The organism is Enterococcus sp. 2STP (assembly GCF_032465635.1).
Lineage (GTDB): Bacteria > Bacillota > Bacilli > Lactobacillales > Enterococcaceae > Enterococcus_B > Enterococcus_B lactis.
The window spans coordinates 1-13128 of sequence record NZ_JAWDJH010000028.1; the positions used below are offsets into that span (position 1 = coordinate 1).

Genomic DNA, 13128 nt, shown 5'->3' on the forward strand with positions numbered 1-13128 from the left:
AAATAAAATCATATATATAATATAAAAAAAATAAAATAATATTTACTTTTTTTTATATATATTGTATCTTAAAGATAGCGCTAATATTATTTTTAATTTGTTATATATAACAAAAAAATAGAAGAAAAGAGGAAATTTATGAAAAAAAGAAAATGGTTAAGATTATATTCGCTTGGTTTAATATTGTGTTCAAGTATTGGAGCATCACTGCCTACGGTTATACATGCAGATGCAACAGTTGAACAAACACAGCAACAAGGGGATGCTGGACTACATTCAAATGAAAAACAAGAAAGTAGATCAGCATTTATCAACAGTAAAATGGAGGTACTCTTGGACCAAGGAAGACATCTAGGTTTTGTCCTCTCGTACAATCGTCTCGTAAATGGAGAAATAAGTGTTAGTGAAAGATTGGACAATTATAGGCATCCTGATCTTCAACCTTGGGGGGTATCGGTAGATGATCCAGTTACTGAAATAAAGTCTATGTCTATAGGTAATGGAGGAATAGAAGCAGCACATGAATCAGAATTGACCAATCACACTAGTCATGATCAAGTTATGAGGACTGCAGCTTTTACAACTACTCAAAATGATACTGTTACGACTCAAACAAGTCATACTGTCGGTACTTCCATGTCTACAAGCGTAGAAATGAATTTTCTTTTTGCCAGTGCGGCTTCGACAATTTCAGTTAATTATGATTTTAATACAACACGAGCTATTAGTACGACTCAAACTAAAACATGGAATGTTCCTGCAGACGAAATTATAGTTCCAGCAGGCAAAACTTACGTATTACGATGGTTATTTGAGTATGGGACAGCTTCTGGAACCGTAGATCTTTCTAGTAACGTTTCTATGGTAATCCCTACTAGCAAAAATCCTTCTACCGGTACTCGATACGGTTATAATATGAATAATGCTATTAACCACCAAAGAAGATTGATGAATACCTTAGGGGGGAGAGCCTACCTATGGCCATATCTGGATAGTTGGTCTACCAGCAACTCGCAAAACGGTAACGCGAATATACAATGGACTGATGCTCGGTATAATGCAAGAATAGGAACAAGATTGTTAAAACAAGTTGTGGATGTTACTGATTCACGTAGTGAAAGAGTAATAAAAGAAATTCCGATGGATATAACTCCTGAAACCGTAAAATAACAAATATAAGAATTGAGAAAATATAAAGGTATCGTGTTAAACTAATGTAACTCTACTTTGATTAACGATTATACTTAGTATATAGTAAGATTTTTTGAAACACTATCGAAATACTACATAAGCAAAGTAAGAGTTTATTCAAAAAGATTAGTTAATTACTTCTATTATACAGTAGAAGTAATTAACTAATTTTGTTAAAAAAGTATAACAAACTAGAGAGACAAATGGTAAAATCTAGTCCTCGAAACCCAACTCACACTATGAAAGGATATCATCTGGATAGTATCCTTCAGCATTTCGTTCTTCTTTTTGAATACATACAGACCTATTTTTTGTAACAGCAGCGTTTAGAATTTCCGCAACCTCTTCAGTTGTCATTTTCCTAGATCATTTGAGCCAGCTTCTTTCTCCGTTGACTTCTTGTTCCTTCAATCGTAAAAAGATTCAGTGATCGAGTCACTTTTAGGATAGATTCATCGATCGAGTAAATCAATAAATCTTCGTCTGCTACATATTTTCTAAAGATATTGTTTACCTGCATGTTTCGCTTAATATAGAGATTCATGCGTGGTGAGACGACATGTAACGTTTTAGGAAATGGCTGCGGTAGATCTCTTGGTCTACTGACATTAGAAATACCATATTTTTTCTTTGCAGCTGGTGAAGAAGCTAAAATCAACCCTGATCCTGTATTATCCGCTCGACTCATAACAACAAGTTCTGTTGTCAATGGATCTAAATTTCTCTCTACACACTCAACGCTTGAGTAAAAAGCTTTTCATATCGATTAAAAAGTAATCATTTACTGGCTCTTTTGAATAATCCATCATAAATAACACTCCATTCTTCTATATTATACAAACGTACATTCGCTTTTGTAAAGAAAAAGAAGAAAGATGTGTAAAAAAAAGAAACAAGGTAGCTCTGCTACATTATTTCTTTTGCCTTGGATTATTCATCATAAAAAGTTCTTTGACTTCTCTATCAGTTGTTTTTCTTTTACGACAAATCTAGTTCCATATTTCTTTAAAATTTTTCGTTGTTCCACCGTACATCGAATAATTCGTACTAGATACTTATTTCGTTTACGTCGTGCTAATATTTGTACTTCGAATGTACCTTTTACTTTTGAGTGGGTACAAAAATATATCTGTCCAATCTCAATATCCCAGTTGGTCCAAACTTCTTCAACTACAGGTTCTTCTGGTACGACTTCCTCCACTACCTCGGTGAGTAAGCTACCACGTGCTAAAATTTTAAAATCACTTTCTTTCAAAATTTTAGCCTGTTCTGCCGTACAATCTATTACTTCGACAAGAAAACCGCTGTACTTCATTCTCTCAATCACTTTAACGGTAAATACACCATTTATACCAGGTTGTTTACAGGAGTAAATATCTCCAACTTCAATAGTCTTCAATAAAACTCCCCACTTTCTTTATTCAGTAAATGAATGATTGTGTTGTAAAACTATTACAATTCTAGCACAATTAATGATCAATTTTGATAATTTTTATATTTTATGCTTGAAACTGGCAATACTTATTTTAATTTGCTGAATACAGTAACGAGAAAACTTGTAAAAGAACTTGTTCAACTAATCATGCACAAAACAAAGTTTAAACGCCTTAGAATCATTCTTAACTATCAGTTAGAATATATAAACTTTTGCCAGGGCGGATCATTACACCAAATTTACGTTTTTGTGCATGGACATATTCTAGAGTAACATTACTTATATCTAAAGATTCTAGATTTTTTAGGAGCAAACCTTTAAGTTGCTCTTTCCCCTATTCAAAACTACCCACTGCTTTTTGACCCATCACAGACCAATTCTTATCTTCGACAACAAAAAATTGGTTCGCTTTTTCTTTTTTGCCTGTTAGTTGTTCCATGCCCAAAGAAAAACACAATAAAAAATGCCTAGAGAAGTGCTAGACATTTCGAATAGACTAAATTTTTATATACTATAAGAAAGTGAATACAATAAAAAAGGGGATACTAACAATTAAGGGGTATAAAAAATAATTTCGTTCATAGCTTCTAGATCCTGTTGATTGATTCGCACGCATTCTATCTCCCGAAACAGCCGTTCCAGATAACCCTATTCCAAACAATAAAGCTCCAATCCAAATATATTGCAATATATTTTTTTCTAGAAATATATTAAAAACAATTGCAATTATGCTCGCTATTAAGAAAGTCATCATATACTTTTTCAACTAGTATCCCACCTTTTTTTTAGAATGGTGACACTGTAACGCTTACGTTATCAGAACTGCCATCCATAGTGTATGTTGCATATGTCGTTACTCCTAATGCTCCATAAATTGCCGATACTCTTTCTGCATCACTAATCCAACTTGGCTGATATGAAATCCATTGATAATTTGTTGCACCTGGATATTGATCCCTAGCTAAATTTACTGACCCTGACAACGGGTTCTGTCCTTGTTGACCATAATGAATTCTTCTACCACTCGTAGAGGCAAATTGTGAAGGATAGTATCTTCCTTCAGCAAAATTAATTCCATAATAGGTAACCCCACTGCTTCCAATTGTATTATATTCATACGTTACTCTTGCGTCAACAACTCCTTTTGCCGTACCTGAACTATCTTCTAAAGAACCAGTTCCTCGTAGAAAATAATCATTTCTCTTTTTCATTACTTCATTTACAGACATAGAATATACAGCTGCGCTTTTTTCTTTTGTTACTTCTTTTGTATTTTTTAAAGCGTTGTTTTTTAATGAAGGTGTAGTTTTCTCTAACGAAATTAAAGTTTTTTGCTCACCATGTTCATCAATAACTGATTCAATCTTACTATTTTCAGAGTAAAAAATTTCGTTTGCTTTATTTTTAAAATCCGAATTTTCATTTACTTTATCAGCATTTACAGTACTTCCCATCCCGATTAAAGACACTGACACTAAACCTACAGACAATAAACCATAAATAAATTTTGATTTCAAAATAATCCCTCCACCATAATTTTTTAAAACAAGAAAACGCTTTCTTTTAACAATGTAACATTTTTTATTGTTATTTTTAAATTATTCACGTTATCTAATTTAACTCGTTTAAATTATTATCTAAAATTAAGGAATTCGGGATATATAACTTTTATATATATAACTTAAAACTTTTACTACTAAGAATGCTTAAAATAATCATTCTAAGTAACTCCATTTTTTCTCCTGATCAAATTCAATATGACGTATTTGTGGACACTGGAATATCCGTACAGAAAATAGCAGTAAGAAAAATAAATTAGATTCTAAATACACATTTCTAAAACCTACTGCTATTTTCTGTTTAGTTGTTTCATATACCTCTAGCACCACGTAGCTGATATATAGCGTACAAAGGACATATAAACGAAAAGTTGCGATAAGACCTTTACTGAGCAGACAATTTTTCTTCTTTTTCCTGTTTTTTGATTCTTTTTAGTGTAGACAGTGAAATATTGGTTTTCTTTTCTACTTCTCTCATGCTGTTTGTCTCCATTAATTCTAATGCATGTTTGTATCGATCATTTAAAACCCTTCTTAGACGTCCTTCTCGATAATTTTTATATTAATATAAATCTCCGTTTTTGTTTTTTTGTGACTTATGTTTTTTGTTAAAATAATAGCACACCACTCAACCCCTATGAATCTTTTCCAATATTCTTTTTGACAAAAAAGGCATGCAATTGCATGTCAGACTGTAGACAAAAGTCTTGTCACAGCCTTTTTTTCCGAATAAATGGTGTTCCAGAAGTAGCTTCTTCGAAAAATAAGCCGAAATTTCACAAAAATTTGAGAAGCAATTTTCGTAAATTCCTTCTTATTTCTTGAAGCTGACCACTTCTGTCACAACCTCTATTTTTAAACATATTAGTGGTGCGTGCCCATGTTTCCTTATTTTAATTGACGCGCTTTAGGAAGAGATACCTCATTTTTTGTTTTTCCAGTTTCTATTATTTCGCGGAAGTTCTCGAAGCTTGTCGAAATCATATTTGACAATGCCTCATCTGTATTTGAACCTACATGAGGGGTTATAAGAACTCTAGGGTACAATTTACTAGTTGCTGGATAGCAGGATCTGGAATCGTCTCCCATGGCTTGAAAGATCGGAAAAAGACATCTGTTTCATTTGCAAAAACATCGGTTGCAAAACCAGCTAAATGATTGCTTTTCAAAGCTCTTAAAATAGCTTCATTATCTTGAAGCTCTCCACGAGCTGTATTGATCAAGATACTGCCTCTTTTCATTTGAGCCAAAAATCCTTCATTGATCATTTGATCGTTTTCACCTGGGATGTGAGGTACATGGATACTGACGATATCGCTTTTTGCTAACAATTCTTCGAGTGAGTGAAACGTCAATACTTTTTTAGCAGCTTCTGTCTGATGGATATCATAGCCGATCACTTTGGCTCCTAGCCCCTTAAACAAAACCGCTTCCGTCAATCCTATTCTGCCTGTTCCTATGATACCTACTGTGCAATTTCTGATTTCACGGCTAAACATTTGTTCATCCACTCGAAAATCTTTGAAAGATGTTCGGATCGTCGTATACGCTGTATTTCTCAAAAGCATCATGGCAAAAGTCAAAGATAATTCTGCTATAGCATTTGGCGAATATGATGGGACACGGGCTACTGTCATACCAAAATCAGCTGCCGCTTGTAGATCGATATGATTGACTCCCACAGTTCGGGTAAAAACATAGCGAATCCCATATTTCTGCATTTTTGCAAGATTGATTTCATCTGCTATACAATTTCCTCTCAGCAGGACAGCATCATGGGCCTTAGCTGATTCAATATTGTCATGCGTCAGTAGTTCTTCATAAAGACTCAGTTCATAATGGTAAATATTCAATTGCTCAAAAAAATCGATCTCATTCGGACGAACACCATAACATGCGATTCTCATACTTTCTCCTCCATTTCCTATCAAAACAAACCTATGCCGTGAATCATTTGCAATACAACGATCCATACAGGTGTCAGTACTACAGCAAAAATAGTTGACAGTAAGGATGCATTAGAGGCTAAAAGTGCCTCCCTATCAAAACTGATAGCATAGGCTGCTGCCACAGTTGCGGCTGGTGTAGCCATCATGATAACAATCGTTGCCAGTGCTTCAAAATTGACCGGTAGAATATTTGTTGCCGTCAAAACTGCTAAAATCACGATATTCAACGCAGGTACAAATACCACTTTGACTAAACTGTAATACCATGATGTTTTTTCAGAAGCAGCTTTTTTGAAACTTACTTCACCTAATGTTGCGCCGATTGCTAGCCATGCCAATGGCGAACTTAAACCAGCTAAATAATCCATTGGCTGAAATAGCCAAGGTGCTGTCTGGTCAATTCGCAAAAACGCTACTTGGCTTATCTCTCCTTCTGCACCTGTAACTGACACTTGTGGAAGATATCCTTGGAAAAGCCAAATAAAAAGGCCGGCAAAAGTAGCGATGATGATTGGATTAACGAACATCGCTTTGATATTTTTGGCTTCCATCTTCAAGCCACTCATTTTTATGTATCCATAAGAATACAAAAAGATCCGATAACCAATGTTGAAAATCGAGGAATACATCACGCCGACCGGTCCATAAATCGCACTGACGATCGGTGTCCCGAAAAAGGTCGTAGAACCAAAGATTGTCAGGACACGCAACGTTGATTGCTTATCCCCTTTATAACTTAAGAAAAAAGGTCTTGAAACTAGAATAAGAATAATATAAATCACTAACCCCCAAATCAAGACATTGATTCCTTGCATCAATAGTTCTGTATTGATATCTTGCATGAAAGCTCGAAATGCAAGTGCTGGCAGAGCCACTGTTAAAACAACTTTCGATAGGATTTTTCCAACAGATTCAGAAAAAATTTCCTTTTTTCTACAAATAAACCCTAATAATATGATAAAAACTGTTGAAGTGATTGCACTAACAATCGACATATCTGTCAAAGTCGATCGGAAAATATCAAATAAATTCATCTTTTCCCTCCTATTTTTGTTCATTTATTCACAATAAAAAATGCTTCTATTTAGCTAATACGTATTAACATTTTTTATTTTATCTTTATATTGTTAACTATTGAACAATAAGGAATTAAAGAAACTTTTGAAACTTATGTAAAGTGATATTCGTTAGAATACAAAAAGGAGCGTGGGACAAAAGTAAAGAACACTTTTGTCTCACGCTCTAAACACGTATAAACGGCGGAAGCAGAAGCAACTCCTTCGGAAATAAGCTGAAATTCACAAAAATTTGAAAAGCAATTTTCGTGAATTTCTTCTTATTTCTTGGAGTTAAACGCTTCTGTCCCAGCCTCTATCTTAGATTATATTATGCGTGGAAACGTTCCACACCATCTAGATAAGTTGCTTCCAATGTCATATCAGGGTTCAATACGATAAAGTCTGCGTCGCGTCCTTGAGCGATTTTTCCACATGTGTCATCGATTTTACAACTGATTGCTGGAATCAGACTAGCCATCATGACTGCTTGTTCTGGTGTTGCTAGTCCCCAATCCACGACATTCTTAATTGCTTCTTTCAATTTCAAGATGCTTCCAGCTAAGTTGCCAGATTCCAAACGTGCCGTTCCTTCTTTTACTACTACCGGAAATTCACCTAAATTGTAATTTCCATCAGGCATCCCACCGGCCATCATACAGTCTGTAATTAAAGCGACATGCTCATGTCCTGCTTTTTCCATTAGGATTCCTGCCGCATTTGGATGTACATGATGTCCGTCACAGATCAATTCAGAAAAGACATGTTCTAAAGATAATAACGCACCTACCATACCTGGTTCGCGATGATTCAATCCGCGCATCCCATTGAAAGCATGGACAAACACGCTGGCGCCTGCTTCAACAGCTTTTTGCGCTTCTTCTAGCGTAGCGTTACTGTGCCCTAGAGAAACAACTACTCCTTCTTCAGTCACTTGTTTGACAAACTCTTCTACACCTTGACGTTCCGGTGCTAAAGCAATTTTTTTGATCAAACCGCCTGAAGCTTCTTGCCATTCATGGAAAGTATCCAAATCAGGATCACCGAAATAACTTGGGTTTTGTGCCCCTTTGTGTTCTTCTGTGAAGAAAGGACCTTCAAAATAGATTCCTTTGATTTTAGCTCCTGGTGCTTCCTGATACATTTTGCCGATTGTCTCAGCTACATCTTTTAAACGTTCTTTGCTTGACGTCAATGTTGTTGGTAAAAATGAAGTCACTCCACAAGATAATAGACCTTCAGACATCACTTTGATACCTTCTGCATCGTTGTCCATTACATCATGATTCATATAGCCGTGAATATGTGTATCTACCAAACCAGGAGCAATCCATTTGCCGCTTTGGTCAATGATGTTGACTTCTCCCTCAGGTAGTTCTTTGGTGTATTCACCAAAAAGCCCATCGGTAATTTCAAGATAGCCTGCATTTTTGACGCCTGACGCTAAAAAGAATTTGTCAGCATAGATAAAAGTTCTCATTCTATTCTCTCCCTTTGTTTTTCTACCTCTAAAGTACTCTTATTTAGAGAAGAAGTCAAGAATGGTCTACACCATTTATAGATTTTTTGAAATTTGTTTCACAGCTTGTGCCAATCCTTCATAAAATGCTGCTCTTTCTGGTTCTTCTTTACGCTTGTATATCAAGCTCTTAAGCACAAATAAATCATTGAGATAATAGTAACTATTTTTCTCTTGAGCCCAATAGATTCCTTGGTTCACCTGCTCTAGTGCTTCGTCAATTTCATTTTGATGGAATAAGAAATTTCCATAATTATAAAAAATTTGCGAAAATTCACTTTTTGATCGTTCATCAGCTGATTGATGCAGCAGTTGGATGCTTCGACTCAAATAGTAGCGGGCTTCAGCAGTTTTTCCTGCCACACCATATATTTTTCCGATACAACTAATCAGTTGTATTTCTGTGTCAGAGACATGGATTCTTTCTTTTTGGCTAGAGTAGCTTAATGCTTCTTTTAAATAATAAAGAGACTGAGAAATATTTTGACGCAACGTGAATTCACAAACACCTAGATAATAATAATATCGTTGAAAATCAGCTGCTTGATACAGATTCTCAGAAATATCAGAAGATTTTAGTACTTGTTCTAACTTGCGATAATCACGTTTTTGGAAACAACTATCCAACAGTTCAAATAATTTATCGTTTGTCCGAGTAGTTTTTCGAGAGAGATTCATCACATGATCAATCGTTACTCCTAGCCGTTGACAAATCTGCATCATCACCAATACATTCGGCAGTTCCTCATTATTTTCGATCCGGCTTAGTACACTTTGTGAACAAATATCTTGCGAAAGCATCTTTTGCGTCATTTTTTGTTCTTTTCGAATCTCTTTAATGATCGTGCCAAAGGACTCGATTAACGTTTCCATAAGTATCCTCCCCAAAATATGCGTATTCGCATTCTATCCGTATTTTACTTTAGGAAGTCGCAAACTTCAAGAAAAGACTTGCAACTAAATAATATGACTTTAGTTATTTAAGAGATCTCCATTAGAAAGAGAGCCTCAGTATATTTGTCTGTGGCTCTCTTGCTGGAAAATTTGCTTTTTTTAAGTCACTTTTGTCGATATGTCGCTAAAAATTCTCTCATTTTTTTAGCTGTTTGTTTCAAATCATCCATTTTAGGAAGATAGACGATCCGAAAATGATCTGGCTGGTTCCAATTGAATCCGCCACCGTGTACGAGCAGAATATGATGTTCATGTAAAAAGTCCAAGACGAATTTTTCATCATCCAAAATATTGAATCGTTTTGTATCGATTTTAGGGAATATATAAAAAGCAGCTTTTGGTTTTACAGCTGAAAGACCAGGAATATCATTGATTGCATTATAGATATATTCTCTTTGCTCATAGATCCTTCCGCCTGGCAGGAGCAGCTCATCAACACTTTGATAACCGCCCAGCGCCGTTTGGATGATTTGCTGAGACAAGACGTTAGAACACAAACGCATGGAAGACAACATATTCAGCCCTTCTATATAGCCTTTGACGTGTGATTTATCTCCGCTTAGGACCATCCAGCCGACTCGAAAGCCTGCCACACGATGAGACTTGGATAGACCGTTCAGCGTAACAACGAACAAATCAGGCGCTAATGTAGCAATCGGAATATGTTCTAGGCCATCCATCACTAAGCGGTCATAAATTTCATCAGAATAAATAATCAGGTTATTTTGTCGGGCTACTTCAACGATTTCTTCTAATAATTCTTTTGGATAAAGTGCCCCAGTAGGATTATTAGGATTGATGATGACGATCGCTTTTGTCCGACTCGTTATTTTTGATTTGATATCATCAATATCAGGATACCATTCTGCCTCTTCATCGCAAATATAATGAACAGGTGTACCTCCAGCTAAAGCAATCGAGGCAGTCCACAACGGATAGTCCGGCATTGGAACCAGTACTTCATCTCCATTGTCTAGCAACCCTTGCATACACATCGTGATCAGTTCGCTGACTCCGTTTCCGGTATAGATATCATTGATCGTCACATTCGGAAAATGTTTCAGTTGACAATATTGCTCAATTGCTTTTCTAGCAGAAAAAATTCCCTTGGAGTCTGAGTAGCCTTCTGAATCACGGGCATTCATGATCAAATCACGAATGACTTCGTTTGGTGCCTCGAATCCAAAAGGTGCGGGATTTCCTGTATTCAATTTTAAAATACTGATGCCCTCTTCTTGCATCCGCTCTGCTTCTTCTAGAACAGGACCGCGAACGTCGTAACTAACACCTTCTAATTTGTTGGATTTTTCAAATTCTCTCATCACTTAGCCAATCCCTCATTTCAAAAAGTTAGAACTTTCCAAATTTTTGTTATTTACTATTTCAATATCATACTCCATCCTAGAAAAATTTGCCACTTATTTAGGAAAAACATAAGTATCGGGAAAACGCAGAGAAGTGCTGAGAACTTACTGGTCATGATAGTCATTCCATAGATTTGCTGCCCAATCCATTGCAATCCCACAAATGATTCCCAGCATCAACCCAAATAGAAAACGACCAAATGCAAGGCCAATCAATATGCCTAGGATCATCCCCAGTCCTGAAAATTCTCCGTCATATTTCTCCATCTTCATAAGACCTCCCGCTTTTTGAGCTTGACAACTATGTAAAACCTCGCTATCATTATTGTGTTATTATTTATGCAGACGTGATGGAACGGCAGACATGCAAGATTGAGGGTCTTGTGAGCGTACGCTCGTGTGGGTTCAAATCCCATCGTCTGCATTTTTCTTTCAAAACAAGCGGCTAGGACATTTTTGTCTCAGCCGCTTTTCTTTTTCTCGTTCATTCTTTCATCTTATTGGACCTTTTTTCTTGGGTATAGACTTTTCTCATATTCTACCACAATTTTTGGTTTTCCTAACACATGATAAGATCTCACCACGAATTGTTTTCTATTATTGTAATATCCTGTAACAACTAGTTTCATCCCTTCGTCTACTTCAGCTAGGAAGTTCAAACTATGGGAAGCAATCAAACAATTGACCTCATTTAAGCTAAAACGAATCAGTGGTCTGGCGCTGACCTGCAACGTACGAATCTTATCTACTGTTCCATATTTTATCTCCATTGCCTTCACCTCATTACTATTATACGAACATACATTCCCTTTTGTAAAGAAGAAACACTTTTTATCTTGTGATTTTTTTGTCCAGCTATTTTTCTTAACGAACATATAACTCTTCTTGCGACGATGAAGGACTACTTATTAACAAAAAAGCGGCAACAGCATAATTGCTGTCGCCGCATTGCTGATCAAGGGTTACTTATCATAAAAGATTATTTACTCAAATGTTCTTCAACGATTTGTTGAGATTTATCAGCTGTATCTTCCACTTCGCCTTTTGCTTTTTCTAACTTTTGAATATATTGTTTCAAACTTGTGTTTTCAGCAGTTGCTTCGTCTAATTTTTTTTGCGTATCTGCTAACTGAGTTTCTAAATTTGCTTTTTCTTGTGTCAGTGTTGCGATTTGTTGGTTCAAACCATTTACAGTATTTTGTAATTCTGAAAGTTTTGCTTGTGCTTCTTGTAGTCTTGCCGTCCAATCTGCATTCAAACGATTGATTTCATCATTTTTTTGGTTGATTTCGTCTAGTTTCGCATTGATTTCATTTTGTTTGCTTTGTAGTTGTGCATCCTTGCTGACTAATTGACTTTCTAAGTTTTGTTTTTCTGCTGCCGATTGATTTTTTTGGTTTTCTAATTCATTTACTTTTGCTTGGTATTCTTGGACATCTGCCTTTGAATCTTGCAATGTCTGTTCTTTTTGTGCTAGTTGTGCGGTAAGATCTGTAATCTTTTGCTCTTTATCTGTCAACGTATGGTCAAGCTGTGTCAGATTCTCATTGATTGTATCGATATCTGTCTCTCCACCCCACAAAATAATTTCATTTGCGTAACGCGTGCCTGTGTAGCCAATTAGACATAGAAATGCAACCACAATCCCACCAGCAATAATTTTCTTTTTCATTATGTAGCTCCTTCATTTAATATTTTTACTCACTAAAAGTAAGTGATTTCACATGCAATGTCAAGCACTTTTAAATTACAATTGTAATTTTAATAGAAACGCTATTAAATTCTCATTTAATCTTCCTTTTTTATGTATCTGCAAAAACTTTTCATAGAGAAAAATGTACCTTAACACTTTCTTAAATATAGATGTATAGTAAAAATAAATGAAAAAAAACTAGTTTTTCTTAAACGTAATCCTTTTCATTTCATAAATTACTGTGTTTATTACAAAAAACGTGGATTTGTCATAAATTGTCACGCTTCTTTTACCTATGAAATATTTTCACGTGTTAAAGTATTCCTCGTTGAACACAACAAATAAAACTTTTTAACGAATAAAGGAGATTTTTCATGACATCACTTAAAACTTTACTTTTTGGAACAAC

11 protein-coding genes, 1 tRNA gene and 3 pseudogenes are annotated in these 13128 nt (G+C 35.5%); 2 read left to right on the forward strand and 13 right to left on the reverse strand.

What is annotated here, in order from left to right; all coding sequences use genetic code 11:
* Positions 1–138: 138 nt before the first annotated feature.
* Positions 139–1170 (forward strand): ETX/MTX2 family pore-forming toxin, encoded by a 1032-nt coding sequence (locus tag RWU19_RS12315; RefSeq protein WP_123838110.1) that lies wholly within the window; start codon positions 139–141, stop codon positions 1168–1170.
* Between the two features lie 385 nt (positions 1171–1555).
* On the opposite strand, the pseudogene RWU19_RS12320 reads toward RWU19_RS12315, so the two are convergent.
* The 11 genes and pseudogenes from RWU19_RS12320 to RWU19_RS12370 all read right to left on the reverse strand — a co-directional run.
* Positions 1556–2000 (reverse strand): annotated as a pseudogene (locus RWU19_RS12320) (type VI secretion protein ImpB); the annotation flags it as partial.
* Between the two features lie 128 nt (positions 2001–2128).
* Positions 2129–2590, reverse strand: a complete 462-nt coding sequence (locus tag RWU19_RS12325; protein WP_316002781.1) for a hypothetical protein — start codon at positions 2588–2590, stop codon at positions 2129–2131.
* Between the two features lie 547 nt (positions 2591–3137).
* A complete protein-coding gene (locus RWU19_RS12330; protein WP_123838111.1) occupies positions 3138–3392 on the reverse strand; it encodes a hypothetical protein in 255 nt (84 codons plus the stop codon).
* A 19-nt stretch (positions 3393–3411) separates the two neighbouring features.
* The gene (locus RWU19_RS12335; protein ID WP_123838112.1) at positions 3412–4143 is read right to left on the reverse strand and encodes a hypothetical protein; all 732 of its coding nucleotides are present in this window, start codon (positions 4141–4143) and stop codon (positions 3412–3414) included.
* Between the two features lie 427 nt (positions 4144–4570).
* A pseudogene (locus RWU19_RS12340) lies at positions 4571–4744 on the reverse strand (recombinase family protein); the annotation flags it as partial.
* A gap of 329 nt (positions 4745–5073) precedes the next feature.
* Positions 5074–6092: pseudogene (locus RWU19_RS12345) on the reverse strand (2-hydroxyacid dehydrogenase).
* 20 nt (positions 6093–6112) lie between these two features.
* Positions 6113–7168 (reverse strand): AEC family transporter, encoded by a 1056-nt coding sequence (locus tag RWU19_RS12350; RefSeq protein WP_025478486.1) that lies wholly within the window; start codon positions 7166–7168, stop codon positions 6113–6115.
* Positions 7169–7520: 352 nt separating this feature from the next.
* On the reverse strand, positions 7521–8669 hold the full coding sequence (gene nagA, locus RWU19_RS12355) for an N-acetylglucosamine-6-phosphate deacetylase (protein ID WP_002292705.1): 1149 nt from the start codon (positions 8667–8669) through the stop codon (positions 7521–7523).
* Positions 8670–8744: 75 nt separating this feature from the next.
* Positions 8745–9581 carry a helix-turn-helix domain-containing protein gene (locus RWU19_RS12360; RefSeq protein ID WP_010732748.1) on the reverse strand — a complete coding sequence of 279 codons (837 nt, stop codon included), beginning with the start codon at positions 9579–9581 and terminating at the stop codon, positions 8745–8747.
* A 185-nt stretch (positions 9582–9766) separates the two neighbouring features.
* The gene (locus RWU19_RS12365; RefSeq protein ID WP_002303757.1) at positions 9767–10984 is read right to left on the reverse strand and encodes a pyridoxal phosphate-dependent aminotransferase; all 1218 of its coding nucleotides are present in this window, start codon (positions 10982–10984) and stop codon (positions 9767–9769) included.
* Between the two features lie 147 nt (positions 10985–11131).
* On the reverse strand, positions 11132–11293 hold the full coding sequence (locus tag RWU19_RS12370) for a hypothetical protein (protein ID WP_002335007.1): 162 nt from the start codon (positions 11291–11293) through the stop codon (positions 11132–11134).
* A gap of 74 nt (positions 11294–11367) precedes the next feature.
* Here RWU19_RS12370 and RWU19_RS12375 point away from each other — a divergent pair.
* Positions 11368–11450: transfer RNA gene (locus RWU19_RS12375), tRNA-Leu, on the forward strand.
* Between the two features lie 73 nt (positions 11451–11523).
* Here the strand turns inward: RWU19_RS12375 and RWU19_RS12380 are convergent.
* On the reverse strand, positions 11524–11796 hold the full coding sequence (locus tag RWU19_RS12380; protein WP_002292700.1) for a hypothetical protein: 273 nt from the start codon (positions 11794–11796) through the stop codon (positions 11524–11526).
* Between the two features lie 209 nt (positions 11797–12005).
* On the reverse strand, positions 12006–12698 hold the full coding sequence (locus RWU19_RS12385; RefSeq protein WP_002329111.1) for a hypothetical protein: 693 nt from the start codon (positions 12696–12698) through the stop codon (positions 12006–12008).
* Between the last annotated feature and the right edge of the window lie 430 nt (positions 12699–13128).

Coding starts and splice junctions, on each gene's coding strand:
- RWU19_RS12315 (WP_123838110.1), top strand. CDS start 139: ATGAAAAAAAGAAAATGGTTAAGATTATATTCGCTTGGTTTAATATTG.
- RWU19_RS12350 (WP_025478486.1), bottom strand. CDS start 7,168: ATGAATTTATTTGATATTTTCCGATCGACTTTGACAGATATGTCGATT.
- nagA (WP_002292705.1), bottom strand. CDS start 8,669: ATGAGAACTTTTATCTATGCTGACAAATTCTTTTTAGCGTCAGGCGTC.
- RWU19_RS12360 (WP_010732748.1), bottom strand. CDS start 9,581: ATGGAAACGTTAATCGAGTCCTTTGGCACGATCATTAAAGAGATTCGA.
- RWU19_RS12365 (WP_002303757.1), bottom strand. CDS start 10,984: ATGAGAGAATTTGAAAAATCCAACAAATTAGAAGGTGTTAGTTACGAC.
- RWU19_RS12370 (WP_002335007.1), bottom strand. CDS start 11,293: ATGGAGAAATATGACGGAGAATTTTCAGGACTGGGGATGATCCTAGGC.
- RWU19_RS12380 (WP_002292700.1), bottom strand. CDS start 11,796: ATGGAGATAAAATATGGAACAGTAGATAAGATTCGTACGTTGCAGGTC.
- RWU19_RS12385 (WP_002329111.1), bottom strand. CDS start 12,698: ATGAAAAAGAAAATTATTGCTGGTGGGATTGTGGTTGCATTTCTATGT.